The organism is Pseudomonas sp. RIT411, assembly GCF_003057735.2.
Taxonomy (GTDB): Bacteria; Pseudomonadota; Gammaproteobacteria; order Pseudomonadales; family Pseudomonadaceae; genus Chryseomonas; species Chryseomonas oryzihabitans.
This window is the reverse complement of sequence record NZ_QBIZ02000002.1, coordinates 1-24,961: the sequence shown is the minus strand read 5'-3', so window position 1 is coordinate 24,961 and position 24,961 is coordinate 1. Positions and strand designations below refer to the sequence as shown.

Annotated in this window: 23 protein-coding genes; 16 read left to right on the top strand and 7 right to left on the bottom strand. The window is 67.6% G+C overall.

Features of this window, described 5'->3' with window-relative positions:
- Positions 1–65: 65 nt before the first annotated feature.
- Both DBY63_RS02870 and DBY63_RS02865 read right to left on the bottom strand, forming a co-directional pair.
- Complete coding sequence (locus DBY63_RS02870) at positions 66–1,811, bottom strand: ABC transporter transmembrane domain-containing protein (RefSeq protein WP_108581227.1); 1,746 nt, start codon at positions 1,809–1,811, stop codon at positions 66–68.
- Entirely contained in the window at positions 1,808–3,541 is a 1,734-nt protein-coding gene (locus tag DBY63_RS02865; RefSeq protein WP_108581226.1) for an ABC transporter transmembrane domain-containing protein, read from the bottom strand. The genes DBY63_RS02870 and DBY63_RS02865 overlap by 4 nt, the downstream gene beginning before the upstream one ends.
- A 179-nt stretch (positions 3,542–3,720) precedes the next feature.
- On the opposite strand from DBY63_RS02865, the gene DBY63_RS02860 reads away from it, so the two are divergent.
- The 4 genes from DBY63_RS02860 (at position 3,721) to DBY63_RS02845 (ending at position 7,194) form a co-directional block, all read left to right on the top strand.
- The gene (locus DBY63_RS02860) at positions 3,721–4,518 is read left to right on the top strand and encodes a hydroxymethylpyrimidine/phosphomethylpyrimidine kinase (RefSeq protein ID WP_042136259.1); all 798 of its coding nucleotides are present in this window, start codon (positions 3,721–3,723) and stop codon (positions 4,516–4,518) included.
- Positions 4,515–5,144 carry a thiamine phosphate synthase gene (gene thiE / locus DBY63_RS02855; protein ID WP_027597183.1) on the top strand — a complete coding sequence of 210 codons (630 nt, stop codon included), beginning with the start codon at positions 4,515–4,517 and terminating at the stop codon, positions 5,142–5,144. The genes DBY63_RS02860 and thiE overlap by 4 nt, the downstream gene beginning before the upstream one ends.
- 20 nt (positions 5,145–5,164) lie before the next feature.
- On the top strand, positions 5,165–6,451 hold the full coding sequence (hemL, locus tag DBY63_RS02850) for a glutamate-1-semialdehyde 2,1-aminomutase (RefSeq protein ID WP_108581225.1): 1,287 nt from the start codon (positions 5,165–5,167) through the stop codon (positions 6,449–6,451).
- Between the two features lie 197 nt (positions 6,452–6,648).
- A complete protein-coding gene (locus DBY63_RS02845) occupies positions 6,649–7,194 on the top strand; it encodes a tetratricopeptide repeat protein (protein WP_027597185.1) in 546 nt (181 codons plus the stop codon).
- A 12-nt stretch (positions 7,195–7,206) separates the two neighbouring features.
- Here DBY63_RS02845 and DBY63_RS02840 read toward each other — a convergent pair whose 3' ends face one another.
- Positions 7,207–7,542 carry a DUF1820 family protein gene (locus tag DBY63_RS02840; RefSeq protein WP_007159644.1) on the bottom strand — a complete coding sequence of 112 codons (336 nt, stop codon included), beginning with the start codon at positions 7,540–7,542 and terminating at the stop codon, positions 7,207–7,209.
- Between the two features lie 65 nt (positions 7,543–7,607).
- A complete protein-coding gene (locus tag DBY63_RS02835; RefSeq protein WP_108581224.1) occupies positions 7,608–8,531 on the bottom strand; it encodes a LysR family transcriptional regulator in 924 nt (307 codons plus the stop codon).
- A 119-nt stretch (positions 8,532–8,650) separates the two neighbouring features.
- On the opposite strand from DBY63_RS02835, the gene DBY63_RS02830 reads away from it, so the two are divergent.
- From DBY63_RS02830 to lnt, 6 genes are all read left to right on the top strand, one after another.
- Positions 8,651–9,055, top strand: a complete 405-nt coding sequence (locus tag DBY63_RS02830) for a RidA family protein (protein ID WP_108581223.1) — start codon at positions 8,651–8,653, stop codon at positions 9,053–9,055.
- Between the two features lie 86 nt (positions 9,056–9,141).
- Entirely contained in the window at positions 9,142–10,515 is a 1,374-nt protein-coding gene (gene miaB, locus DBY63_RS02825; RefSeq protein WP_108581427.1) for a tRNA (N6-isopentenyl adenosine(37)-C2)-methylthiotransferase MiaB, read from the top strand.
- A gap of 100 nt (positions 10,516–10,615) precedes the next feature.
- Positions 10,616–11,632, top strand: coding sequence for a PhoH family protein (locus DBY63_RS02820; protein WP_108581222.1), 1,017 nt, complete (start codon positions 10,616–10,618; stop codon positions 11,630–11,632).
- The gene (ybeY, locus tag DBY63_RS02815; RefSeq protein WP_027602488.1) at positions 11,622–12,077 is read left to right on the top strand and encodes an rRNA maturation RNase YbeY; all 456 of its coding nucleotides are present in this window, start codon (positions 11,622–11,624) and stop codon (positions 12,075–12,077) included. The genes DBY63_RS02820 and ybeY overlap by 11 nt, the downstream gene beginning before the upstream one ends.
- 7 nt (positions 12,078–12,084) lie before the next feature.
- Positions 12,085–12,921: a transporter associated domain-containing protein gene (locus DBY63_RS02810; RefSeq protein WP_007159650.1), complete on the top strand. Its 837-nt coding sequence runs from the start codon at positions 12,085–12,087 to the stop codon at positions 12,919–12,921.
- Positions 12,922–13,210: 289 nt separating this feature from the next.
- Positions 13,211–14,758 carry an apolipoprotein N-acyltransferase gene (gene lnt, locus DBY63_RS02805; RefSeq protein WP_108581221.1) on the top strand — a complete coding sequence of 516 codons (1,548 nt, stop codon included), beginning with the start codon at positions 13,211–13,213 and terminating at the stop codon, positions 14,756–14,758.
- A 7-nt stretch (positions 14,759–14,765) separates the two neighbouring features.
- Here the strand turns inward: lnt and DBY63_RS02800 are convergent, their stop codons facing one another.
- Entirely contained in the window at positions 14,766–15,527 is a 762-nt protein-coding gene (locus DBY63_RS02800; RefSeq protein ID WP_108581220.1) for a YdcF family protein, read from the bottom strand.
- 41 nt (positions 15,528–15,568) lie between these two features.
- The gene (locus DBY63_RS02795; RefSeq protein WP_231501056.1) at positions 15,569–15,892 is read right to left on the bottom strand and encodes a hypothetical protein; all 324 of its coding nucleotides are present in this window, start codon (positions 15,890–15,892) and stop codon (positions 15,569–15,571) included.
- Between the two features lie 177 nt (positions 15,893–16,069).
- On the opposite strand from DBY63_RS02795, the gene leuS reads away from it, so the two are divergent.
- The 6 genes from leuS (at position 16,070) to pgm (ending at position 23,931) form a co-directional block, all read left to right on the top strand.
- Positions 16,070–18,733, top strand: coding sequence for a leucine--tRNA ligase (leuS, locus tag DBY63_RS02790; protein ID WP_108581219.1), 2,664 nt, complete (start codon positions 16,070–16,072; stop codon positions 18,731–18,733).
- Positions 18,734–18,758: 25 nt separating this feature from the next.
- Positions 18,759–19,373, top strand: a complete 615-nt coding sequence (lptE, locus tag DBY63_RS02785; protein ID WP_027597194.1) for an LPS assembly lipoprotein LptE — start codon at positions 18,759–18,761, stop codon at positions 19,371–19,373.
- A 48-nt stretch (positions 19,374–19,421) separates the two neighbouring features.
- Positions 19,422–20,459, top strand: a complete 1,038-nt coding sequence (gene holA / locus DBY63_RS02780) for a DNA polymerase III subunit delta (protein ID WP_108581218.1) — start codon at positions 19,422–19,424, stop codon at positions 20,457–20,459.
- A gap of 90 nt (positions 20,460–20,549) precedes the next feature.
- Positions 20,550–20,711, top strand: a complete 162-nt coding sequence (gene arfA, locus DBY63_RS02775) for an alternative ribosome rescue factor ArfA (RefSeq protein ID WP_007159657.1) — start codon at positions 20,550–20,552, stop codon at positions 20,709–20,711.
- 73 nt (positions 20,712–20,784) lie between these two features.
- Positions 20,785–22,107: a lytic murein transglycosylase gene (locus DBY63_RS02770; protein WP_042136280.1), complete on the top strand. Its 1,323-nt coding sequence runs from the start codon at positions 20,785–20,787 to the stop codon at positions 22,105–22,107.
- Positions 22,108–22,266: 159 nt separating this feature from the next.
- Positions 22,267–23,931 carry a phosphoglucomutase (alpha-D-glucose-1,6-bisphosphate-dependent) gene (pgm, locus tag DBY63_RS02765; protein WP_027597197.1) on the top strand — a complete coding sequence of 555 codons (1,665 nt, stop codon included), beginning with the start codon at positions 22,267–22,269 and terminating at the stop codon, positions 23,929–23,931.
- Between the two features lie 136 nt (positions 23,932–24,067).
- On the opposite strand, the gene lipA is transcribed toward pgm, so the two are convergent.
- On the bottom strand, positions 24,068–24,961 hold an 894-nt coding region (gene lipA / locus DBY63_RS02760; protein ID WP_112298112.1), incomplete at its 5' end, for a lipoyl synthase.

Here is a 24,961-nt window from a genome sequence, read left to right as displayed (position 1 = left end):
TTTCCTTGTTGGGGCACTGCTATAGCTGACACCCTAACACCCCTGCATGACAACGGCTTCCCCCGCTAAAGCGTCTTTTCCCCCTGGGCGTGCTGCTCCCACAGGCGCCGATAGTGGCCGTCAGGCCGCTGCAGCAAGGCCTCGTGACTGCCCTCCTCCACCTTGCGCCCATCGCGCAGCACCAGGATGCGATCGGCATGGCGGATGGTGGAGAGCCGGTGCGCCACCACGATCAGGGTGACCTGGCCGCGCAACTCGTCCAGCGCCCCCTGCAGCCGTGCCTCGGTGGCGCTGTCGATGCTGGCGGTGGCCTCGTCGAGCAAGAGCACCTTGGGTTCGCGCAAGAGCGCCCGCGCCAGCGCCAGCAGCTGCCGCTCGCCAGTGGACAGGGTGAAGCCGCGCTCGCCCAGCAGGGTATCCAGGCCCTCCGGCAGACGCGCCACCAGGTCGTCCAGGTGGGCGGCGGCCAGGGCTTCGCGCAGGCGCGCGTCCGGCACCTGGCTGCCGAGCAAGAGGTTGTCCCTCAGGCTGCTGGAGCGGATGAAGGGTTCCTGGGGCACGCTGGCCAGGGCCGCGCCCAGCACCTCCGGGGTCAGACTGCCCAGGTCGCGGCCGTCCAGGCAGAGGTGGCCGCCGGTGACCGGCTGCAGCCCGGCGAGCAGGTCGAGCAGGGTCGACTTGCCGCTGCCGGTGGGCCCGACGATACCGAGAAAGGTGCCCGGAGGGATGTCCAGGTCGATGCCGTGCAGGGTGTCATGCCCGGCGCCGGCATGGCGGAAGCGCACGGCGTCGAGGTGGAAGTGCGCGGTCGCGATGGGCCGGTCGTCTTCGCCGCTCAGTGCCGGCTTCTCTTCCAGCAGGTGCAGCAGGCGGGTACCGGCCACCGTGGCCTGCTGGAACAGGTTGAATCTCTGGGTGATGTCCATCAGCGGCTCGGTCACCCGCCCCAGGTAGGTGACGAAGGCATAGAGCACGCCAATCTCGGCGCCGCCCTGCAGATGGCCCATCCCGTAGACCAGCAGCAGCACCGCCAGCACCGCCACGCTGACCAGATCCAGGGCTGAACGCAGCAGGAGTCCGGAGACGCGGATGGTGCGCATGCGGGCGCCGTACTGCGCCTGGTTGAGCCGCTGGAAATCCTGGCGGAAGCGCTCGGTCTGGTTGAAGGCCTGCAACAGGCCCATGCCACCAATGGCCTCGCCCAGGCGGGCGCTCTGCTCGGCGCGCAGCATCCTGACCTCCATGGCCGCCGCCCCGCTGTATCGCTGATAGGCCCAGACGATCAGCATGGCCGCCGGGATCAGCAGCACGGCGATGGCCATCAGCCGTACGTCGAGCAGGGCCATGGCCACCAGGATGCCGATCAGCAGCACGATGTTGCCGACCATGTTGCCGAGAAAGGCCACATAGAGTTCACGCAGGGCGTCGGTGTCGTTGGTGACCCGCGCCACCAGCTCGCCGGTGGCGGTGCGGTCGTGGAAGCTCTGCGGCAGGCTCAGCACGTGGCGGAACAGCCGGCGCCGCTGCAGGAGCACCACGTCCATGGCGATCTCGGCGAATCTGAGCGATTGCAGGTAGCGACCGTAGGCGGCCAGGCCCTGGGAGACCACATAGGCCGCCACCAGGCCCACCAGCGGCCAGAGTCGCAGGTCGTGGGGCACCAGGTAGTTGTCCAGGTAGTGCTTGGTCAGCCAGGGCCCCAGCACATCGAACAGGGTCGCCATGACCAGGATCGCCAGGGTGCCGGCCAGCTTGCGCGGATTGGCCAGTACCGGCTTGAGCAGTAGCGAGAGGACGCGGGTCTTGGTCATTGGTTGGCCTCCTCCGCCTGCTGCAGCGTCCAGAGTCGGGCATAGAGCCCGCCCGCGGCGAGCAACTCGGCGTGCCGGCCCCGCTCCACCAGGCTGCCCTGGTCGAGCACTATGATCTCGTCGGCCTGCTGCACGGCGGAGAGCCGGTGGCTGACGATCAGGGTGGTGCGCCCCTGCAGCCCGGCCAGCGTCTTCAGCAGGCGGGCTTCGGTGGCGGTATCCACCGCCGAGAGGGTGTCGTCCAGCAGCAGGATGGGCGCCGGCGAGAGCAGCGCCCGGGCCAGGGCCACCCGCTGGCGCTGGCCACCGGAAAGGGTCAGGCCGCGCTCGCCCACCGGGGTGTCCAGGCCTTGCGGCAAGGCCGCCAGGTCGGTGCCGAAGGCGGCGGCGTCCAGGGCTTCGCGGATCTCCCCGGCGGTGGCGTCGGGACGACTGAGGGCGACGTTCTCGCCCAGGGTGCGGGCGAACAGGAAGGGATCCTGGGGCACATAGGCCAACTGGGCGCGCAGATCGCCCAGGCGATACTCCTCCAGCGGCACCCCGCCCAGGCGGATGCAGCCCTGCTCCAGCGGGAATTGGCGCAAGAGCAGGCGCAGCAGGGTGCTCTTGCCGCTGCCGGTGGCGCCGACGATGCCCAGGGTATCGCCGGCGGGCAGGTCGATGACCACGTCCTGCAAGGCCGGCTGGCGCGCCTGGGGATAGGTGAAGGCCGGGATGTAGACCGACAGATCGGCCTGGTCCGGTGGCGTCTGGGTGCCCTCGTCGCGGATGCGCTCGGTGACGGCGAACACCTCTTCCAGCCTACGCGCTCCAGCCTCACCACGCTGCAAGAGGTTGAAGCACCAGCCAATGGCGAACATCGGCCAGATCAGCTGCACCAGATAGAGGCTGAAGCTGGTCAGCTGGCCGAGGGTGATATGGCCGTCGAGATAGCGCCAGCTGCCCATGACCAGGGTCAGCAGGGTGGCGAGGCTCAGGGCGACAAAGATGATCGGCTCGTAGCGCGCCTCGGTGCGCTGCACCTGGTAGTCGGCCTTGGCCACGCTGCGGGCGCGGGCGTCGAAGTCGTCCAGCTCGGCTTCGATCAGGGCGTGCTGGCGCAGCATGCGCAGACCGCTCAAGGCTTCCTGGGTACGGTCGTTGAGGGCGGAAAAGCCGGCCAGCGCCAGGCCGAAGCGCTGCTGCACCCGCCGCGCCACGCGATAGAAGCCCCAGGCCATGAAGGGAAAGGGCAACAGCGCCAGGGCGGCCAGGGGCGCGTCGATGCCGATGAACATGGCCAGCAGCACCAGCAGCAGGGTCAGCATGCCGTCGAAACTGGCCAGCACCCCTTCGCCGGCGGCAGTCTCCACGGCGTCGATGTCCTGGGTGGCGCGGGCCAGCAGATCACCGGTGCGACTGGACTGGAAGAATCCGGGATCCAGCCGCGCCAGCTTGGCGAAGAAGGCGTCGCGCAATTCCACCCCGACCTGGTAGGAGGTGCCGAACAGCCGCACCCGCCACTGATAGCGGAGCACATAGAGGCCACAGCCGACCGCCACGATCAGGGCGACGCGCCAGAGCAGCCCGGTCTGATCCAGCTCGCCGGCGCGCAAGGCGTCGATGGCCTTGCCGATCCACCAGGGCAGGGTCAGGTTGAGCAGGCCGACGCCCAGCAGGCAGAGGATGGCAGTCCCGTAGGCACGCCGTTGGCGCAGGAAGAAATCACGCAACAACCGCCACAACGCCATAGAACCGCCTTACCCGAGCAAAGGTGCAGTATATCGGCTACCCAACCGGCAGCGGAGTTCCTTCGTCCCGATGCGGGTCCCATGTCAACGGGTGGCGCGGGGCGCGAGGTCGTTGTAGGGTGCCACTCCCTGCGGCGCCCGGCCGCTGCGCCCCTTTTTCCTTTGCTAGGCTGACGTCCATGACCCTCGAACCCCAACGTCCCGTCGTCCTCTGCCTGTCCGGCCACGATCCGAGTGGCGGCGCCGGCCTGCAGGCCGACATCGAAGCCCTGCTCGCCCAGGGTTGCCATGCCGCCCCGGCGGTCACTGCCCTGACCGTGCAGGACACCGTCGACGTGCGCGACTTCCGGGTGCTGGATCGCGAGTGGGTGCTGGCCCAGGCCCGGGCGATCATCGCCGACCTGCCGGTGGCGGCGGTCAAGCTGGGCATGCTCGGTTCGGTGGAGATGGTCGAGACGGTGCTGGAGATCATGGAAGCCCTGCCCGGCGTACCCCTGGTCTGCGATCCGGTGCTGCGCGCCGGTGGCGGCGGCGCCCTGGGCAAGGACGAGGTCGGCTATGCCATCCGCGAACGGCTGCTGCCGCGCGCCACCATCGCCACCCCCAACCTGCCCGAGGCACGCATCCTCGCCGAGTTGCCCGAAGGCACCCCGGAGCAGTGCGCCGAGCGCCTGCTGCCCTTCTGCGCCCACCTGCTGATCACCGGCGGCCATGGCGAGGAACACGAGGTGCACAACCGCCTTTATGACCGTGCCGGTGGCTGCGAGACCCACGTCTGCCAGCGCCTGCCCGGCAGCTACCACGGCTCCGGCTGCACCCTGGCCAGTACCCTGGCCGGGCGCCTGGCTCTGGGCGAAGCCTTGCCCAGCGCGGTGCGCAGCGCCCTGGACTACACCTGGCGCACCCTGAGAGACGCCGAGCGCCCCGGTCGCGGCCAGTACGTGCCGCGCCGCCTGCCACTGGACTTCTGCTCATGAGCCCCTTGCGCGGCCTCTATGCTATCACCGACAGCGCCCTGCTCGCCGAGGGTCGCTTGCTGCCCTATGTGGAGGCCGCCCTGCAAGGCGGCGCCCGGCTGGTGCAGTACCGCGACAAGTCAGGGGATGCCAGTCGCCGCCAGGACGAAGCCGCCGCCCTGGCCGAGCTCTGCCGCCAGCACGGTGCCCAGCTAATCATCAATGACGACCTCGCCCTGGCCCGCCGGCTGGGCGTGGGCCTGCACCTGGGCCAGGAAGACGGTTCCCTGGCCGCGGCCCGTGCCGACCTGGGGGCGGACGCTATTCTTGGCGGTACCTGCCACGCCAGCCTGGAACTGGCCGAGGCCGCGGCCCAGGCCGGCGTCAGCTACCTGGCCTTTGGCCGCTTCTTCGCCTCCAGTACCAAGCCAGATGCCCCGCCGGCGCCCCTGGAATTGCTCGACCAGGCTCGCAGCCGCTTCGCCTTGCCGGTCTGCGCCATCGGCGGTGTCACCCTGGACAACGCCCCGCTTCTGCTCGATCACGGCGTCGATCTGCTCGCCGTCGTCCACAGCCTGTTTTCCGCCGCCAGCGCGGGCGAGGTGGAGCGCCGTGCGCGCGCCTTCGCCCAGCTGTTCGCGGCCTGATCCCATTCAAGGAGACCCCTATGTCCCGCTCCGCGCAACTCTTCGACCAGGCCCAGCGCCACATCCCCGGCGGCGTCAACTCGCCGGTCCGCGCCTTCAAGAGCGTCGGCGGCACGCCGCTGTTCTTCAAGCACGCCCAGGGCGCCTACATCGTCGACGAGGATGACAAGCGCTATGTCGACTACGTCGGTTCCTGGGGTCCGATGATCCTCGGCCACAGCCATCCGGACGTGCTCGACGCCGTGCGCCGGCAACTGGAACACGGCCTCTCCTATGGCGCCCCGACTGCCCTGGAAACCACCATGGCCGACGTCATCTGCGAGCTCGTGCCGTCCATGGAAATGGTGCGCATGGTCAGCTCCGGCACCGAAGCCACCATGAGCGCCATCCGCCTGGCGCGCGGCTACACCGGGCGCGACACCATCATCAAGTTCGAGGGCTGCTACCACGGCCACTCCGACAGCCTGCTGGTCAAGGCCGGCTCCGGCGCCCTGACCCTGGGCGTGCCCAGCTCCCCCGGCGTGCCGGCGGCCTTCGCCCAGCACACCCTGACCCTGGCCTACAACGACCTGGGCGAAGTGGAAGAAACCCTGGCCAAGGTCGGCGACCAGATCGCCTGCATCATCGTCGAGCCGGTGGCCGGCAACATGAATTGCGTGCCGCCGGCGCCGGGCTTCCTGGAAGGACTGCGTAGCCTCTGCGACCAGTACGGCGTGGTGCTGATCTTCGATGAGGTCATGACCGGCTTCCGCGTCGCCCTGGGCGGCGCCCAGGCGCACTACGGCATCCGCCCCGACCTCACCACCTTCGGCAAGATCGTCGGCGGCGGCATGCCGGTGGGCTGCTTTGGCGGCAAGCGCGAGATCATGGAAAAGATCGCCCCGCTCGGCCCGGTCTACCAGGCCGGCACCCTCTCGGGCAATCCGCTGGCCATGGCCGCCGGCCTCACCACCCTGCAGCTGATCCGCCGCCCCGGCTTCCATGCCGAGCTGACCGACTACACCACGCGCATGCTGCAGGGCCTGCAGGACCGCGCCGATGCCGCCGGCGTGCCCTTCGTCACCACTCAGGCGGGCGGGATGTTCGGTCTCTACTTCAGCGGCGCCGAAGACATCGTCACCTTCAGCGATGTCATGGCCAGCGACAGCGAGAGATTCAAGCGCTTCTTCCACCTGATGCTGGACGGTGGCGTCTACCTGGCACCCAGCGCCTTCGAGGCCGGCTTCACCTCCATCGCCCATGGCGACGAGGAATTGCGCATCACCCTGGACGCCGCCGAGCGCGCCTTCGCCACCTTCAAGGACTAGGTGTCATTCGTCTCGCTTGCGGAACCTCTCTGCCCTGCCGGCCTCACACCTAGTTGAGTGGCCGGCGTCACAGGTAAAAAAGTTCCGCCGTTGCGCGTAAAGGTTTTGAAAGCGTGCGTCGGCTTGACCCATAATGAGACGTCGGCGCGTTTCGCCGACCGGGTTCTCCGAACCTGCCTCGCTTGTGGAGGCGCTTCATGCACCGCGCTGGTCGTACCCTGTGCGCAGCCCTAATCCTGATGCCCCTGGTCGCCCTGGCCGGAGGCAATTCGCTGCTCGTCCCCAGCACCAGCCGTTGCAACCTGAATCTGGCCAACGAAGCCCTGGCGCAGGCGATCGCCCGTTGCCAGCAGATCGCCCATGACGGCGATTCCCAGGCGCAGTACGAACTCGGTGACTTCTACTACGAAGGCAAGCAGACGCCCAAGGATCTCAACCAGGCGCGTCAGTGGTTCGAGCAGGCCTCGCTCAAGGGCAATGCCGATGCGCAGAATCGCCTCGGCAACATGTTCTTTCGCGGCGAGGGCGTACCGCCCAACAATATCCAGGCCTACATCGTGCTGAAGATGGCCGCCATCAATGGCAACGACGAAGCCATGGACACCGCCGACCTGGTCAGCGCCCAGATGCGCCGGGACGAGCTGGAGATGGCCACCCAGGTGCTGGGGCAGATCTTCCGCGACTATCTGCAGGACATGCAGACCGCGGGCAACCTCAATCCCTTCCAGCCGCCGCAGAACTGACTGCGAGCCCGGTCAGGGCTTGTCGGGCATGGGCATGGGAAACGGCATGACATTGGTGCCGCCCTTGGCTTCGCTGATCTTGGGCTGGCCCAGGCGCTCCACCTCGTCGATGCGGATGATCGAGTGCATGGGCACGAAGCTGCGCACCACGCCTTCGAATTGCGCCTTGAGCTTTTCCTCGCTCGGATCCACCACCACCTGGGTGCGTTCGCCGAACACCAGCTCCTCGATCTCCAGGAAGCCCCAGAGATCGCTCTGGAAGATCTGCTTGGCGTAGATCTCGAAGACCTGACCCTGGTTGACGAAGATGACCTTGTAGATGGCCGGCTTGCTGGGGGATGAGCTCATGGTGGACGCGGGGTTCGCCGAGAAAAAAGGGGGCGGCGAGCATAGCATGTCGTCCCCGGCTGCCGTCAGGGCTCGCCCGGGGTTTCCAGCCAGGCCCGCTCGGCCACCAGGGCCGTCACCCAGTCGATGAAGACCCGCAACTTGGCGCTGACGTGACGGTTGGGCGCGAAGGCCAGATACAGCGGCATGGGGGCCACCCGCCAGTCCGCGAACAGCCTGACCAGTTCGCCGCGGGCGACAGACTCCGCCGCCAGATAGTGCGGCAGGCAGACCACGCCGAGCCCGGCCTGCCCCGCGGCCAGGCAGGCATTGCCGTCGTCCACTTCCAGACGGTGCCGGCTCTGCAATTCCAGGCGCTCGTCCCCGCGCCGCAGGGCATAGGGAAAGCCCTTGCCCGCCCCCCAGAGGAACCGCACCACCCGGTGCGGTGCCTCGGCCAGTTCGGCGGGATGAAGCGGCACACCCTGGGCGGCGAGATAGGCCGGCGCGGCATAGCACCCCAGTTGCAGCGCCCCGAGCGGTCGGGCCACCAGATACTGCTCGCGGATGCGCCCGCCGCGGATCACGCAATCGACGTTGTCGCCGATCAGATCCACCTGGCGATCGCTGACGCCCAGTTCGAGCTGGATGTCCGGATAGCGCTGGAAGAAGTCCGGCAGGGCCGGGATCAGGATCAGCCGCGCCAACGGACTGGGCACGTCTGCCCGCAGGCGGCCACGGGGCGTGCGGGTGGCCACCGACAGCCCCGTCTCGGCATCGTCCACCGCCGCCAGCACGCCCAGGCAGCGGTCGTAGTAGGCGGCGCCGTCGGCGGTGACCTGCACCTGCCGGGTGGTGCGATTGAGCAGGCGCACCTGCAGGTGCGCTTCCAGCTGCTGCACCTGCTGGGTGACGCGGGTGCGGCTGCTGCCGAGGGTCTCGGCCGCGCGGGTGAAGCTGCCCGCTTCCACCACCCGCACGAAGGTCTGCATCGCGGCGAACAGATCCATGCCGATTCCTCACCAGGAGATTGTTTGGATTGTACAAACAATGCTGACCGCCAGGCCGGGTTTATCCCCTGGCAGGCGACGCCTAAGGTGGCCTCATCCATCCCTACCGGAGCCTTACCATGATCCGCGACGTCGTCTTTCCCGCCCAGCGCCATGCCCTCTACGAACAGCACCGCTATTCGCCGGCCATTCGCTCCAACGGCTTTCTCTTTGTCTCCGGGCAGGTCGGCAGCCGCGCCGATGGCTCGCCCGAGCCGGAGCTGGAAGATCAGGTCCGCCTGGCCTTCGCCAATCTCGACGCCGTCCTCACCGCGGCAGGCGCCTCCTTCGCCGACGTGGTGGACGTCACCCTGTTCATGGTCGATGCCGAAGCCAGCTTCGAACGCATCTGGCCGGTGCTGTTGGAGCACTGGGGCACGGCGCCCTACCCCACGGTGACCGCGGTCGGCGCCACCTGGCTGGCCGGCTTTCGCTTCGAGATCAAGGTCATCGCCCGGTTGCCGGAGGGCGCTGCCCAGGCCTAGACCGACCGCCTTCCGGGCGGCTCTTCCCCGTCCGGAAGGCCATCATTATAATGCGCGGTCCACTCGCCACCGACTCCCTGCCGCGCATGTCCAAGAAGCTCTATATCGAAACCCATGGCTGCCAGATGAACGAATACGATTCGTCGCGCATGGTCGACCTGCTCGGCGAACGGGAGCCGCTGGAAGTCACCCAGAATCCGGCCGAGGCCGATGTCATTCTGCTCAACACCTGCTCGATCCGCGAGAAGGCGCAGGAAAAGGTGTTTTCCCAGCTCGGTCGCTGGCGCGAACTCAAGCTGGAGAATCCCGACCTGGTGATCGGCGTCGGCGGTTGCGTAGCCAGCCAGGAAGGCGCCGCCATCCGCGATCGCGCGCCCTATGTCGACGTGGTCTTCGGCCCGCAGACCCTGCATCGCCTGCCGGAGATGATCGACGCCGCGCGCACCACCCGGGCGCCCCAGGTGGACATCTCCTTCCCCGAGATCGAGAAGTTCGACCGGCTGCCCGAGCCGCGCATCGACGGCCCCAGCGCCTTCGTCTCCATCATGGAAGGCTGCAGCAAGTACTGCACCTTCTGCGTGGTGCCCTATACCCGCGGTGAAGAGGTCAGCCGGCCGCTGGACGACGTCCTTGCCGAGATCATCCACCTCGCCGAACACGGCGTGCGCGAGGTGACCCTGCTGGGCCAGAACGTCAACGGCTATCGCGGCGCTACCGGCGACGGCCGCATCGCCGACTTCGCCGAGCTGCTCTATGTGGTGGCGGCGGTGGACGGCATCGACCGCATCCGCTACACCACCTCGCACCCGCTGGAATTCTCCGACGCCCTGATCCAGGCCCACGCCGAGATCCCGGAACTGGTGAAATTCGTCCACCTGCCGGTGCAGGCCGGTTCGGATCGCATCCTGGCGGCCATGAAGCGCAACCACACGGCGCTGGAGTACAAGTCGCGCATCCGCAAGCTCAAGGCTGCGGTGCCCGACATCTGCATCAGCTCGGACTTCATCGTCGGCTTCCCCGGCGAGACCGAGAAGGACTTCGAGCAGACCATGAAGCTGATCGAGGACGTCGGTTTCGACTTCTCCTTCTCCTTCATCTACAGCGCCCGCCCCGGCACCCCGGCGGCGGATCTGGTCGACGACACCCCCGACGAAATCAAGAAGCAGCGCCTGCAGATCCTGCAGACGCGCATCCACCAGCAGGGCTTCGAGATCAGCCGGCGCATGGCTGGCAGCGTCCAGACCATCCTGGTGAGCGACTTCTCCAAGCGCGATCCCGGCATGCTGCAGGGCCGCACCGAGAACAATCGAATCGTCAACTTCCGCTGCAGCGACGCCAGCCTGATCGGCCAGTTCGTCCAGGTGCACATCGACGAGGCCCTGCCGCACTCCCTGCGCGGCACCCTGCTGGCCCCCGTCGCCAGCGGTGCGCGCCCGCCCGTCGCCGTCGCGCTGGCCTGATGGATGGTCGCACGCGCCCTTTGCCAAGGGCGCGACGCAGGTTACTCTCAAGCTACGTCAAGTTTTCGTAAAGCCAATCCAAAGGGTTTCCCAGCACACCTTGAATACCCCCCAGACGCTCCAGCATTTCACCCTCGAACCCTTCGATGCCGACCGTTTCGCCAACCTGTGCGGCCAGCTCGATGAAAATCTGCGCCAGATCGAAGGCCGTCTCGGCATCGAGATCCGCAATCGCGGCAACCAGTTCGAACTGGTCGGCGATCCCGAGCGCACCCGCGCGGCCCAGAACCTCCTGCAGCGCCTCTACCGCGAGACCGCCAGCGGCACCGCGGTGGCCCCGGAACTGGTGCACCTCTATCTGCAGGAATCCGGTCTGGAAGCCCTGCAGCACGAGCACCGCGGCGGCGGCGACACCAGCGTGGCCCTGCGCACCAAGAAGGGCATGATCCGCCCGCGCGGCGCCAACCAGCAGCGCTACGTCAAGTCGATCCTCGATCACGACATCAACTTCGGCATAGGCCCGGCCGGTACCGGCAAGACCTATCTGGCCGTGGCCTGCGCCGTGGACGCCCTGGAGCGCGAGCAGATCCGCCGCATCCTGCTGGTGCGCCCGGCGGTGGAAGCCGGCGAGAAGCTCGGCTTCCTGCCCGGCGACCTGGCGCAGAAGATCGACCCCTATCTGCGCCCGCTGTACGACGCCCTCTACGAGATGCTCGGCTTCGAGCAGGTGGCCAAGCTCATCGAGCGCCAGGTCATCGAGGTCGCGCCGCTGGCCTACATGCGTGGCCGCACCCTCAACAATAGCTTCATCATTCTCGACGAAAGTCAGAACACCACCCTCGAGCAGATGAAGATGTTCCTGACCCGGATCGGTTTCGGCTCCACCGCGGTGATCACCGGTGACGTCACCCAGGTCGACCTGCCGCGCGGCACCAAGTCGGGTCTCAAGCACGTCATCGAGGTCCTGCGCGACGTGCCCGGCATCGGCTTCACCCACTTCGAGTCCAAGGACGTGGTGCGACACCCGCTGGTGCAGCGCATCGTCGAGGCCTACGACCGCTTCGAGGCGCTGCAGGACAAGCCGCGCGCTCATGGAGAGGATCGCCATGGCGATTGAGCTGGACGTCCAGGTCGCCAGCGAGGCGGCCGACCTCCCCGAGGAGCCGGACTTACGTCGCTGGTGTGAACTGGCCCTGCGCGCCCGCCAGGGCGACTCGGAACTCACCATCCGCCTGGTGGACGAAGACGAAGGCCGCGAGCTCAACCGCACCTGGCGGCACAAGGACTACGCCACCAACGTGCTGTCCTTTCCGGCCGACGTGCCGGACGAATTCCTCGATATCCCCCTGCTCGGCGATCTGGTGATCTGCGCCCCCGTGGTGGCGCGCGAGGCCGCCGAGCAAGGCAAGCCCGCCAAGGCGCACTGGGCGCATCTGGTCATCCATGGCTGCCTGCACCTGCTCGGCTACGATCATCTGGAGGATGACGAAGCCGAGGAGATGGAAGAACTGGAACGCCAATTGCTCGCTGAACTGGGCTACCCCGATCCCTACGGTGAATGACACACACATGAACGAAGATCGATCAGGCACTGGGCATCGTTCCTGGCTGGAACGCATCGTCCAGGCCTTTGCCCATGAACCCAAGAGTCGCCAGGAACTGCTGGAACTGCTGCGCGAGGCGCATGAGAACAAGGTGCTCGACAGCGAAGCCCTGTCCATCGTCGAGGGCGCCATCTCGGTGGCCGACCTGCAGGTACGCGACATCATGGTGCCGCGCTCGCAGATCATCAGCATCCGCGCCCACCAGACCCCGGCGGAATTCCTGCCGGCGGTGATCGAGGCCGCCCACTCCCGCTATCCGGTGATCGGCGACGGCCCCGACGACGTCCTCGGCCTGCTGCTGGCCAAGGACCTGCTGCCGCTGCTGCTCGACCACGAGCGCACCTTCGACCTCAAGGCGGTGCTGCGCCCGGCCACCTTCGTGCCCGAGTCCAAGCGGCTCAACGTGCTGCTGCGGGAATTCCGTTCGACCCACAGCCACATGGCCATCGTGGTGGACGAATACGGCGGCGTCGCCGGCCTGGTCACCATCGAGGACGTGCTCGAGCAGATCGTCGGCGAGATCGAGGACGAGCACGACGTGGAGGAAGAGAGCTTCATCAAGTCGCTGCCCAATGGCGACTTCGTGGTCAAGGCGCTCACCCCCATCGAGACCCTCAACGAAACCCTGGAAACCCGTTTCGCCGATGCCGAGGCCGACACCGCCGGTGGCCTGGTGATGAATCGCCTGGGTCACCTGCCCAAGCGCAACGAGGAAACGGTGATCGACGACTTCCGCTTCCGCGTGCTCAACGCCGACGGCCGCCGCATCCACCTGCTGCGCGTCACCCCGGTCAACCGGTAGCGCCTTTACCCCCTCTCCCTCTGGGAGAGGGCTGGGGTGAGGGCCAAGCGCTCTATCCATTCAATCGCGGCCATGGCGGTCCGCCGATGCGGACGCTCCTACCATCCCGTAGGAGCGGCCCATGGCCGCGATAGCCCAAGTCAGGGCGGCCGTAGCAACGGACCGCCATGGCCGCGATAGCTTCTCCCCTCTCCCGACTGCGATCTGCCTCGCTCCCCGCACACGCCTTTGGCACTCCCCCGCGGCGGCGAGTAAGCTTGCGCAGCCTCGATCGGACCAAGGATTTTCGATGCGCTGGATCTCTCAACCCGGCTGGAAGGGCAACCTTCTGGCGCTCTTCGCTGGTGCCCTCACGCCCCTGGCGCTGGCCCCCTTCAACATCTGGCCGCTGGCGCTGCTGTCCGCCGGCCTGTTCTACCTGGGCCTCAAGGGCCTCGGTGCCTGGCGCGCCCTGCTGCGCGGCTGGTGCTACGGCTTCGGCGCCTTTCTCGCCGGCACCAGCTGGATCTACGTCAGCATCCACACCTACGGCGCCGCGCCGGTACCCCTGGCGCTGTTTCTCACCGTGGGCTTCTGCGCCGGTATCGCGCTGTTCTTCGCCCTGCCGGCCGCGCTCTGGGCGCTGTGCCTGAGACGCAACCAGGCGCCCCTGGGCGACGCTCTGACCTTTGCCGGCCTCTGGTTCGCCCTGGAACTGTTCCGCAGCTGGGCGCTGACCGGCTTTCCCTGGCTGCTGCTCGGCTACAGCCAGCTCAACGGCCCCCTGCAGGGCCTGGCGCCGCTGGGTGGCGTCTGGCTGATCTCCGCCGCGCTGGCCTTTACCGCGGCGCTGCTGGTCAACGCCCCGCGCCTGATCAGGCGGCCGCTCGCCCTGGTCGCAGGCCTGGTGCTGGTGGCCCTGCCCTGGGTGGCCGGCGACGTCTTCAAGGGCCAGGTCTGGACGCAACCCGCCGGCGCGCCGCTCAAGGTCGCCGGGGTCCAGGGCAACATCGCCCAGGAACTCAAGTGGAATCCCGACCACGCCCGCGCCACCCTGGCGCTCTATCGCGACCGCACCGCCGAGCAGACCGATGCCGACCTCGTGGTCTGGCCGGAAAACGCCATTCCCGTGCTGCGCGAATACGTCAGTGACTTCCTCGCCGCCGAAGGCGCCCAGGTGGCGGCCCATGGCGGCGCCCTGGTGACCGGCCTGCCGGCGCGGGAACGCGACGCCGACGGCGATTCGCGCTATTTCAACAGCATCACCGCGGTCGGCAACGGCTCGGGCACCTACTACAAGCAGAAGCTGGTGCCCTTCGGCGAATACGTGCCGCTGCAGGACTACCTGCGCGGCCTGATCGGCTTCTTCGACCTGCCCATGTCCGACTTCGTCCGCGGCCCCGAGCAGCAGGAACCGCTGCTGGTGAAGGGCTATCGCGTGGCGCCCTACATCTGCTACGAGGTGGTCTATCCGGAATTCGTCGCCAGCATGGCGGCCCAGAGTCAGCTGCTGCTCACCATCAGCAACGACACCTGGTTCGGCAAGTCCATCGGTCCGCAGCAGCACCTGCAGATGGCGCAGATGCGCGCCCTGGAAAGCGGGCGCTGGCTGGTACGGGTCACCAACGACGGCATTACCGCCCTGGTCGATCCCTTCGGTCGCATCAGCCGGCAGATCCCGGCCTTCGAGGTCGGCGTGCTGCAGGGCACCGTGATGCCCATGGACGGCCTGACGCCCTATCTGCACTACCGCCTCTGGCCGCTGGGGATCTTTTCCGCCCTGGTGCTGCTCTGGGGTCTGCTAATGCGTCGGCAGGATCGCCCGGAAGAGACGCCGCTGGTGGTCACCCAGAGCTAGGCGCGCGTCAGCGATAGGCGAGCGGATAGAGAAGTAGTCCGGCAGCCTCATTGAGCAACTGGGCGGTCTGCTCGACCGCCTTGGCTTCCGGTAGCCAGCCACCGAAGGGCCGGGCATTGACGACGCCGATAAAGCCCATGGGCGCGGCCACCACGGCGAAGCCCTGCCGTTCGAAACACCAGCGCGAACGGGCCATGTGATAGGCCTGGGTCACCAGCACCACCCGCTTGACCCCGGCCTCGCGCAGCAGCGGCGCACTCAGGGTGGCGTTTTCCCAGGTGGTGCGACTGCCCCCTTCCTGCCAGCGCACCGGCACCCCCAGGTCGCGTTCCATCACCTCGGTCATCAGCGCCGCCTCGCTCAGTGGACGGTCATGGGGCGAGCCCCCGGTGATCAGCACCGGCAGGCCGCTGGCCTTGGCCAGCCGCGCCGCATAGCGCAGCCGCTCCACCGCCAGGTGGCTGGCGGCATCGCCCGCCCAGCCCGGATCGTCCACTTCGCGACCGGCGCCCAGCACCACGATGGCGTCGGCCTGCTGCGCAAGGTCCGCCCAGCGCGCCTCGGGCAGGGCGGCATCACGCTCCAGCAGGCGCCCGCCGGTCTCCACCACGACCGGCAGGGTACTGGCCCAGAGGCCCAGCAGACCGCCCAGGAAGCAGACCAGCCCCAGGCGCGGATAGCGACGACGCAACCACCAGCCCAGCAACAGGAGCAGCAGCAGGCCGCCCGGTGGCAGCAGCAGTTGCTTGAAGAAATAGCGCAGACCCATGGTCCCTCCGGTCGGGGGCGACCTCCGGGTCGCGGCGGCGCCTAGTGTAGGGGAGCACCGACCGGGGCAGAAGGACTCTCGACCAGCAGTCGTCGGCCCTGACACCGCGGGCAGAAGGCACCCGCCGGCTGGACCCGGCCACAGCCCAGGCAGCAGGCCATGGCGGCGTCGGCCGCCTGATGGCGCGCCAGCCAGCGCTTGACCAGGGCATATTCGGCCGGACTCAGGCCCTGCACCTCGACTTCCTCATCGGCTTTGTCATAGAGGCGCTCCTGGGTAGCCGCCTCATCCAGCGCCAGCGCCAGGCGCCGTTGCAGGCGCACGTCGACGGGCAGCTTTTCGGACTCGCGTCGAAACTTTCCCATGATGGCGATCATCCTCCCGAATAATTGAACGGACGTTTGAACAGCCTAGTACGGCCCTTCCAACCCTGCCTCCCCCGGAGTGCGAAACAAGCGGCGGACCGGGACATTTCCCCGCGCTCGGGGGGTCATGTATGCTTGGCGGCTCGATCAAACGCCTCTGCAGCCCTCGACACGCCCATGCACGAACACTATCAGCCCCGCGAAATAGAAGCCGCCGCCCAGTCCTTCTGGGACCAGAATCTGTCCTTCAAGGCCACCATGCGCCCGGGCCAGGAGAAGTTCTACTGCCTGTCGATGTTCCCCTACCCCAGCGGCAAGCTGCACATGGGGCACGTGCGCAACTACACCATCGGCGACGTCATCGCCCGCTACCAGCGGATGCTGGGCAAGAACGTCCTGCAGCCCATGGGCTGGGACGCCTTCGGCATGCCCGCGGAAAACGCCGCCATGAAGAACGGCGTGGCCCCCGCCAAGTGGACCTACGAGAACATCGCCTACATGAAGTCCCAGCTGCAGAGCCTGGGCCTGGCGATCGACTGGTCCCGCGAGGTCACCACCTGCAAGCCCGACTACTATCGCTGGGAGCAGTGGCTGTTCACCCAGTTGTTCGAGAAGGGCATCATCTACCGCAAGAACGGCACGGTGAACTGGGACCCGGTGGACCAGACCGTCCTGGCCAACGAGCAGGTCATCGACGGCCGCGGCTGGCGCAGCGGTGCGCTGATCGAGAAGCGCGAGATCCCCATGTACTACTTCCGCATCACCGACTATGCGGAAGAGCTGCTGACCTCCCTCGACGGCCTGCCCGGCTGGCCAGAGCAGGTCAAGACCATGCAGCGCAACTGGATCGGCAAGTCCCGCGGCATGGAGGTGCAATTCCCCTATGACCAGGACAGCATCGGCGCCGAAGGTACCCTGAAGGTCTTCACCACCCGCCCCGACACCCTGCTCGGCGCCACCTATGTCGCCGTGGCCGCGGAACACCCGCTGGCCACCCAGGCCGCCCAGGGCAATGCCGAGCTGCAGGCCTTCATCGACGAGTGCAAGCGCGGCGGCGTCGCCGAAGCCGACATCGCCACCCAGGAGAAGAAGGGCCTGGACACCGGCCTGTTCGTCCGTCATCCGCTGACCGACGCCCGCCTGCCGGTATGGGTCGCCAACTATGTGCTGATGCACTACGGCGACGGCGCGGTCATGGCCGTGCCCGGTCACGACGAGCGTGACTTCGAATTCGCCAACAAGTACCAGTTGCCCATCGTCCAGGTGGTGGATACCGCCGAGGCCACCCAGGTGCTGGCCAATCCGGACGACTACAGCCCCGAGGAATACGAGCGCTACCAGTTCGACCCGGTGCAGTGGAAGGACTGGTACGGCAGCAAGGAAGGCTTCCTGATCAATTCCGGTGCCTACGACAACCTCGCCTACGACGCCGCCTTCGACGCCATCGGCGCCGATCTGCAGGCCAAGGGCCTGGGCCAGCCGCGCACCCAGTTCCGCCTGCGCGACTGGGGCATCAGCCGCCAGCGCTACTGGGGCTGCCCGATCCCCATCATCCACGGCGACGATGGCGTCGATATTCCGGTGCCGGCCGACCTGCTGCCGGTGGTGCTGCCCGAGGACGTGGTGCCGGACGGCGCCGGCTCGCCCCTGGCGCGCATGCCGGAATTCTACGAGACCGTCGATCCGCGCAACGGCCAGCCGGCCCGTCGCGAAACCGACACCATGGACACCTTCGTCGAGAGCTCCTGGTACTTCGCCCGCTATGCCTCGCCGAATTTCACCGGCGGCATGCTGGACAAGGAAGAAGCCAACTACTGGCTGCCCGTCGACCAGTACATCGGCGGCATCGAGCACGCCATCCTGCACCTGCTCTACTCGCGCTTCTTCCACAAGCTGATGCGCGACCAGGGCCTGATCGATTCCGACGAGCCCTTCGAGAATCTGCTGACCCAGGGCATGGTGGTGGCCGAGACCTACTACCGCACCAATCCCAACGGCAGCAAGGACTGGTTCAACCCGGCCGATGTCGAGGTGGAACGCGATGCCAAGGCCAAGGTGATCGGGGCGCGCCTGAAGAGCGATGGCCAGCCGGTGGAAATCGGTGGCGTCGAGAAGATGTCCAAGTCGAAGAACAATGGCGTCGATCCCCAGGCGATGATCGACCAGTACGGCGCCGACACCTGCCGCCTGTTCATGATGTTCGCCTCGCCGCCGGACATGAGCCTGGAGTGGTCCGATTCCGGCGTCGAGGGTGCGAGCCGCTTCCTGCGCCGCGTCTGGCGTCTGGCCCAGGCCCACGTGAGCCAGGGCCTGCCGAGTGCCGGCGCCCTCGACGAGCTGTCGCCCGCCCAGAAGGACGTCCGCCGTGCCATCCACCTGGCCATCCGCCAGGCCAGCCAGGATATCGGTCAGCATCACAAGTTCAACACCGCCATCGCCGCGGTCATGACCCTGATGAACGTGCTGGAAAAGACCGCCCAGGACAGCGACACCGATCGCCGTCTGCTGCAGGAAGGCCTGGAGGCCGTCACCCTGCTGCTGGCGCCCATCACCCCGCACATCGCCCACGGTCTCTGGCAGCAACTGGGCCACAGCGACGCGGTCATCGACGCCCGCTGGCCGCAGGTGGACGAGAGCGCCCTGGTGCAGGACAGCCTGCAGATCGTCATCCAGGTGAACGGCAAGCTGCGCGGCCAGATCGAAGTACCGGCCGATGCCAGCCGCGAGGCCATCGAGGCCGCCGCCCGCGCCAACGAGAACGTGGCACGCTTCACCGAGGGTCTGACCATCCGCAAGGTCGTCGTGGTCCCGGGTAAACTGGTCAACATCGTCGCCAACTAAGACACGCGAACGGAGCAGACAACAGATGAAGAAACGGATTCTCCCCGGCCTTGCGGTAGTCGGCCTGGCGACCCTGCTGACCGCCTGCGGCTTCCAGCTGCGTGGCACCGGCGAAACCCGCCTGAGCCTCACCGAGCTGAACCTGACGGCGCGCGACGCCTATGGTCAGACCGTCAAGGACGTCCGCGACATGCTGGACGACGCCCATGTGCGGGTCACCTCGGGCGCGCCCTACACCCTGGATCTGGGCGGCGAAGCCCAGAGCGAGCGCACCGCCAGCTATACCAGCGGCGCCCGCAGTGCCGAGGTGGAGCTGACCACCCGTCAGCCCTACAGCATCATTGGCAAGAACCAGGCGGTGCTGGTCAGCGACTACCTGGAAACCCAGCGCTACTACGTGACCGACCAGAACAACATCGTCGGTTCCGAACAGCAGAAGGACCAGCTGCGCCGCGAGATGCGTCGCGAACTGGTGCAACAGCTGGCCGCCCGCCTGCAGGCCGTGACGCCGGAGCGCCTGGAGAAGCTGCAGCGCGACGCCGATGCCCGTGCCGCCGCCAAGGCCGAAGCCGACCGCCGCGCCCGCGAGTCCGCCCCGCCGCAGCAGTCGCCGATCGACATCCCCACCCCCGCGCGCTAAGCGCCGCATCCGGAGCCGCAAGGCTCCGGTTTGCCCTTCCGGTTCAGCATGAAACTCAACGCCAACCAGCTCGGCAAGCAGCTCCAGGGCTCGCTGGCCGCCGTCTATGCCGTCAGCGGCGACGAGCCCCTGCTCTGTCAGGAAGCCAGCGATGCCATTCGCGGCGCGGCCCGCGCCCAGGGCTTCGACGAGCGCGAGGTCTTCGACGTCGATGCCGGTTTCGACTGGGGGCGTCTCTATGAGGCCGGTGCCAGCCTCTCGCTGTTCGCCCAGAAGCGCATCCTCGAATTGCGCCTGCCCACCGGCAAGCCGGGCGACAAGGGCTCCGCCGCCCTGCTCGACTACCTGGCCCGCCCCGCCGAAGACACCCTGCTGCTGATCAGCCTGCCGCGCCTGGATGCCGCCGCCCAGAAGACCAAGTGGGCCAAGGCCCTGCTGGAGCACCCGCAGGCGCAATTCGTGCAGATCTGGCCGGTGGAACTGGCGCAGCTGCCGCAGTGGATCAACCAGCGCCTGTCGCGCCTGGGCCTGGCCGCCACCCCCGAGGCGGTCGAACTGATCGCCGAACGGGTGGAAGGCAATCTGCTGGCCGCAGCCCAGGAGATCGAAAAGCTCCGCCTGCTCATCGAAGGCTCCCAGGTGGATGCCGAGACCGTGCGCGCCTCGGTGGCCGACAGTGCCCGCTACGACGTCTTCGGCCTGCTGGACGCCGCCCTGGCCGGCGATGCGGAACATGCCCTGCGCATCCTCGAAGGCCTGCGCGGCGAAGGCGTGGAAGCCGCCGTGGTGCTCTGGGCCCTGGCCCGGGAACTGCGCCTGCTGGCCAACCTCGCCCATCTGCAGGAAAGCGGCACGCCGCTGGAGCGCGCCTTCACCCAGGTCAAACCGCCGGTGTGGGACAAGCGGCGGCCGCTGGTCAGTCGGGCCCTGCAGCGCCAGGGTGCGCGCCGCCTGGAAGCCCTGCTGCGCGAAGCCCAGGTCGCCGACGAACAGATCAAGGGCCAGGCACCCGGCGAGGTCTGGCTGACCCTCGCCAGCCTGGCGCTGATGCTCGCCGGCAAGCGGCTGGCCCTGCCCAGGTCCTGACGCTCGCCGGCACTTGTAATGCCCGGCCCTTGCAATAGACTGGCGCGCCACCATCAAGGGGGAGTCCCCAACCCCCGGAGCACGCACCCCATGGCCAAGAAATACAGCCGTGGCCCCAACAAGGCCAAGGTCCTCGTCAGCGATCCCCGATATCGCGCCCGTCAGGAAAAGCCCGCCAAGGGCAAAGGCAGCTACCGCCGCGAAGCCTTCTCGTTGCAAGACGAGAAGGCTTCGGTCTTTCTGGCCGCCTGAAAGCCGCGTCCAGACGCCAGCACCCGGGCCGTGCTAAGGTGAGTCTTCCTGCCTAGACGTCCGGTGGAGACAGATGCAATTCGGGAAAACCCGCGGATTCAAGACCGGCGGCCTCCTCGCCGGAACCCTGGTCACCCTGCTGACCGCCGCCCTGGCCGCCTGCGCCCAGACTCAGACGACGCCCTCCGCGGCGCCCTCTTCACCCTCCTCGTCCAAACCCGCGCCCGCGGCCAATGCCCCCGCCTCGGCGGCCGAGGCCATGCCGCAGCCGGACGAAAGCTTCGAGCAATGGCGCAGTCGCTTTCGCACCCTGGCCCTGGGCCGGGGCATCTCGGCCGCCACCTTCGACCAGGCCTTCGCCGGCGTGCAACCCGATCCGGCGGTGATCGCCGCCGACCGCAGCCAGCCGGAATTCACCAAGCCGGTCTGGGAATACCTGGAATCCGCCGTGTCGCCGCTGCGGGTGCGCAACGGCAAGAGCCTGCTGATCCAGCAGGCCGGGCTGCTGGCCTCGCTGGAGGCCCGCTATGGCATCGAGCCCGCGCGCCTAGTGGCCTTCTGGGGCATGGAAAGCAACTACGGCAACAACATGGGCAACAAGGGCGTCATCCGTTCCCTGGCCACCCTCGCCTACGAAGGTCGCCGCCCGGACTTCGCCCAGGACCAGCTCATCGCCGCCCTCGGCATCCTGCAGCACGGCGACGTCACCGCCGACCGCATGATCGGCTCCTGGGCCGGCGCCATGGGCCAGACCCAGTTCATCCCCACCACCTACGACCAGTACGCGGTGGACTTCGACGGCGACGGTCGCCGCGACATCTGGGGCTCCACCGCCGATGCCCTGGCCTCCACCGCCAACTACCTCAAGGCCTCCGGCTGGCAGGACGGCAAGCCCTGGGGCTACGAGGTCCGAGTACCGGCCAATTTCGACTACAGCCTGGCCGACATGGGCGTGCGCAAGAGCCTGGCCGAGTGGAACGCCCTGGGCATCCAGGGCCTCGGCCTGCCGCAACCGGCCGCCCAGCCGAGCGACAGCGCCTCGCTGCTGCTGCCCGCCGGGCATCGCGGCCCGGCCTTCCTGGTGTTCAACAACTTCCGCACCATCCTCAAGTACAACAACTCCAGCTCCTATGCCCTGGGCGTGGCGCTGCTCTCGGAGCGCTATCGCGACGCCGGCCAGATCGCCGGCAGCTGGCCTACCGACGACCTGCCGCTGAGCCGCAGCGAGCGTGTGGAGCTGCAACAGCGCCTGGCCGCCCTGGGGCTCGACCCGGGCAGCGCCGACGGCATCATCGGCGCCAACACCCGCAAGGCCATCCGCGCCTACCAGCAGTCTCAGGGCTGGCCCGCCGACGGCTATCCCAATCATCAGTTGCTGGACAAGCTGCGCGGTTGATATCCCGTTCCGATCGGCGGTCTCAGCGTGCACGGATCGGCATTCTGAGGATCGCCCCTCGGGCGAACTGAGCAAACTGCGATCGCCAAGGTCGAACGCGAGTCGCGTCGCCCGGGGTACTCGAAACGCCCGGGCTCCATTCAAGCCAAGGAACCCGAGATGAGTATTGCCGCCAATGCAGGACGCCTTCCCGACGAGAACACCCTGACCCACCTGCCGCGCCTGGTGGCACGCTACTACAGCGATCGCCCCGACCCCAGCGATCCGGGTCAGCAGGTCGCCTTCGGCACCTCCGGGCACCGCGGTTCCTCGCTCAAGGGCAGCTTCAACGAGTGGCACATTCTCGCCATCACCCAGGCCATCTGCGAATACCGCAAGGCCCAGGGCGTCGATGGCCCGCTGTTCATGGGCATGGACACCCACGCGCTGTCCGAACCGGCCTTCATCTCCGCCTTGGAAGTGCTCGCCGCCAACGGCGTGGAGGTCCGTATCGACGCCGGCTGCGCCGAGACCCACGGCGAACCGGGCTATACCCCTACCCCGGCACTGTCCAACGCCATCCTCGAATACAACGCCGGCCGTAGCTCGGGCCTGGCCGACGGCATCGTCATCACCCCGTCGCACAATCCGCCGGCCGATGGCGGCTTCAAGTACAACCCCACCAATGGCGGCCCGGCCGACACCAACGTCACCAAGAGTATCCAGGACCGCGCCAATGCCCTGTTGGTGGCCGGTCTCGACGGCGTCAAGCGGATGGACTACCGCCAGGCGCTCAAGGCCGCCACCACCCACAAATTCGATTTCCTCGACAGCTACGTGAGCGGCCTGGGCCAGGTCATCGACCTGGACGCCATCCGCGGCTCCGGCCTGACCTTTGGCGTCGATCCCCTGGGCGGCGCCGGGGTGCACTACTGGCCGCGCATCGCCGAGCGCTATGGCCTGCCGCTGGAGGTGCTGTCGACCCGCGTCGACCAGACCTTCCGCTTCATGCGTCTGGACTGGGACGGCAAGATCCGCATGGACTGCAGCTCGCCCCACGCCATGGCCGGCCTGATCGAGAACAAGGACAGATTCGACGTCTCCTTCGCCTGCGACACCGACCATGACCGCCACGGCATCGTCGCCCGCTCGGTGGGGCTGCTCAATCCCAACCACTACCTGGCGGTGGCCATCGAATACCTCTTCACCCATCGTCCGCAGTGGAGCCAGCAGGCCGGCATCGGCAAGACCCTGGTGTCCTCCTCGATGATCGACCGCGTGGCCCAGGGCATTGGCCGCCAGGTGGTGGAAGTGCCGGTAGGCTTCAAGTGGTTCGTCGACGGCCTGCTGGATGGCAGCCTGGGCTTTGGTGGCGAGGAATCCGCCGGGGCCTCCTTCCTGCGCAAGGCCGGTGGCGCCTGGTCCACCGACAAGGACGGCATCATCCTCGGCCTGCTGGCCGCGGAAATCACCGCCGTGACCGGCAAGGATCCGGGCGAGCGCTACCAGGCCCTGACCGAGCGCTTCGGCGCTCCGGTCTACCAGCGCATCGACGCCGCCGCCGACCGCGAGCAGAAGGCCCGGCTGAGCAAGCTCTCCGCCGCCCAGGTCACCGCCAAGGAGCTGGCCGGCCAGCCGATCACCGCCATTCTCACCGAGGCCCCCGGCAACGGCGCCGCCATCGGTGGCCTCAAGGTGGTCACCGAAAACGGCTGGTTCGCCGCTCGCCCCTCCGGTACCGAGGACGTCTACAAGATCTACGCCGAAAGCTTCGAGGGCGAAGCCCACCTGGGGCGTATCCAGGAAGAAGCCAAGGCGCTGGTGGATGGCGTGCTGCGCGGGTAACGGGACTCTCCCCTCACCCCAACCCTCTCCCGAAGGGAGAGGGGGCTAGACGCGGATCGGAGTGGGGCTAGAGATTCCGCCTCCAACATGAAAAAGGGCAGCCACGGGGCTGCCCTTTTTCATGACGACGCCAGGATCAGTTGATCTTGGTGCCGTGCGCCTGCTGGTCGGCGTGGTAGGACGAACGTACCAGGGGACCGGAGGCGACGTTCTTGAAGCCCATCTTGGCGCCTTCCTCGGCGTACCAGGCGAAGGTATCCGGGTGGACGAAGCGCTGCACCGGCAGGTGGTTGCGCGAGGGCTGCAGGTACTGGCCGAGGGTCAGCATGTCGATCTCGTGCTCGCGCATGCGCTGCATGACCTCGATGACTTCCTCGTCGGTCTCGCCCAGGCCCAGCATCAGACCGGACTTGGTCGGCACATGGGGCACGCGCTTCTTGAAGTTCTGCAGCAGGTCCAGCGACCACTCGAAGTCCGAACCCGGGCGCGCGGCCTTGTACAGGCGCGGGACGGTCTCCAGGTTGTGGTTGAAGACATCCGGCGGCTCTTGCTCGGTGATGGCCAGAGCGACATCCATGCGACCGCGATAGTCCGGCACCAGGGTCTCCAGCTGGATGCCGGGGGTCAGCTTGCGGATCTCGCGCAGGCAGTCGACGAAGTGCTGGGCACCGCCGTCACGCAGGTCGTCGCGGTCCACCGAGGTGATCACCACGTACTTCAGACCCAGGTCGGCGATGGCCACCGCCAGGTTCTTCGGCTCGTCCACGTCCAGCGGCTTCGGCCGACCGTGGCCGACGTCGCAGAAGGGGCAGCGACGGGTGCAAATGTCACCCATGATCATGAAGGTGGCGGTGCCACCGGAGAAGCACTCGCCCAGATTGGGGCAGGACGCCTCTTCGCAGACACTGTGCAGCTTGTGCTTGCGCAGCAGCTGCTTGATGCGCTCGACCTCGGGGGTGACCGGGATGCGCACGCGGATCCAGTCCGGCTTGCGCGGCAGCTCTTCGGTGGGAATGATCTTTACCGGGAT

Bases quoted from the DNA above. Each gene is read 5' to 3' on its own strand.
- hemL (WP_108581225.1), top strand. From the start codon at position 5,165: ATGTCCCGCTCCGCGCAACTCTTCGACCAGGCCCAGCGCCACATCCCC.
- thiE (WP_027597183.1), top strand. From the start codon at position 4,515: ATGAGCCCCTTGCGCGGCCTCTATGCTATCACCGACAGCGCCCTGCTC.
- DBY63_RS02800 (WP_108581220.1), bottom strand. From the start codon at position 15,527: ATGGGTCTGCGCTATTTCTTCAAGCAACTGCTGCTGCCACCGGGCGGC.
- DBY63_RS02840 (WP_007159644.1), bottom strand. From the start codon at position 7,542: ATGAGCTCATCCCCCAGCAAGCCGGCCATCTACAAGGTCATCTTCGTC.
- DBY63_RS02770 (WP_042136280.1), top strand. From the start codon at position 20,785: ATGCAATTCGGGAAAACCCGCGGATTCAAGACCGGCGGCCTCCTCGCC.
- lnt (WP_108581221.1), top strand. From the start codon at position 13,211: ATGCGCTGGATCTCTCAACCCGGCTGGAAGGGCAACCTTCTGGCGCTC.
- DBY63_RS02795 (WP_231501056.1), bottom strand. From the start codon at position 15,892: ATGGGAAAGTTTCGACGCGAGTCCGAAAAGCTGCCCGTCGACGTGCGC.
- leuS (WP_108581219.1), top strand. From the start codon at position 16,070: ATGCACGAACACTATCAGCCCCGCGAAATAGAAGCCGCCGCCCAGTCC.
- DBY63_RS02870 (WP_108581227.1), bottom strand. From the start codon at position 1,811: ATGACCAAGACCCGCGTCCTCTCGCTACTGCTCAAGCCGGTACTGGCC.
- ybeY (WP_027602488.1), top strand. From the start codon at position 11,622: ATGGCGATTGAGCTGGACGTCCAGGTCGCCAGCGAGGCGGCCGACCTC.
- DBY63_RS02810 (WP_007159650.1), top strand. From the start codon at position 12,085: ATGAACGAAGATCGATCAGGCACTGGGCATCGTTCCTGGCTGGAACGC.
- DBY63_RS02860 (WP_042136259.1), top strand. From the start codon at position 3,721: ATGACCCTCGAACCCCAACGTCCCGTCGTCCTCTGCCTGTCCGGCCAC.
- holA (WP_108581218.1), top strand. From the start codon at position 19,422: ATGAAACTCAACGCCAACCAGCTCGGCAAGCAGCTCCAGGGCTCGCTG.
- miaB (WP_108581427.1), top strand. From the start codon at position 9,142: ATGTCCAAGAAGCTCTATATCGAAACCCATGGCTGCCAGATGAACGAA.
- arfA (WP_007159657.1), top strand. From the start codon at position 20,550: ATGGCCAAGAAATACAGCCGTGGCCCCAACAAGGCCAAGGTCCTCGTC.
- DBY63_RS02845 (WP_027597185.1), top strand. From the start codon at position 6,649: ATGCACCGCGCTGGTCGTACCCTGTGCGCAGCCCTAATCCTGATGCCC.
- DBY63_RS02830 (WP_108581223.1), top strand. From the start codon at position 8,651: ATGATCCGCGACGTCGTCTTTCCCGCCCAGCGCCATGCCCTCTACGAA.
- lptE (WP_027597194.1), top strand. From the start codon at position 18,759: ATGAAGAAACGGATTCTCCCCGGCCTTGCGGTAGTCGGCCTGGCGACC.
- pgm (WP_027597197.1), top strand. From the start codon at position 22,267: ATGAGTATTGCCGCCAATGCAGGACGCCTTCCCGACGAGAACACCCTG.
- DBY63_RS02835 (WP_108581224.1), bottom strand. From the start codon at position 8,531: ATGGATCTGTTCGCCGCGATGCAGACCTTCGTGCGGGTGGTGGAAGCG.
- DBY63_RS02865 (WP_108581226.1), bottom strand. From the start codon at position 3,541: ATGGCGTTGTGGCGGTTGTTGCGTGATTTCTTCCTGCGCCAACGGCGT.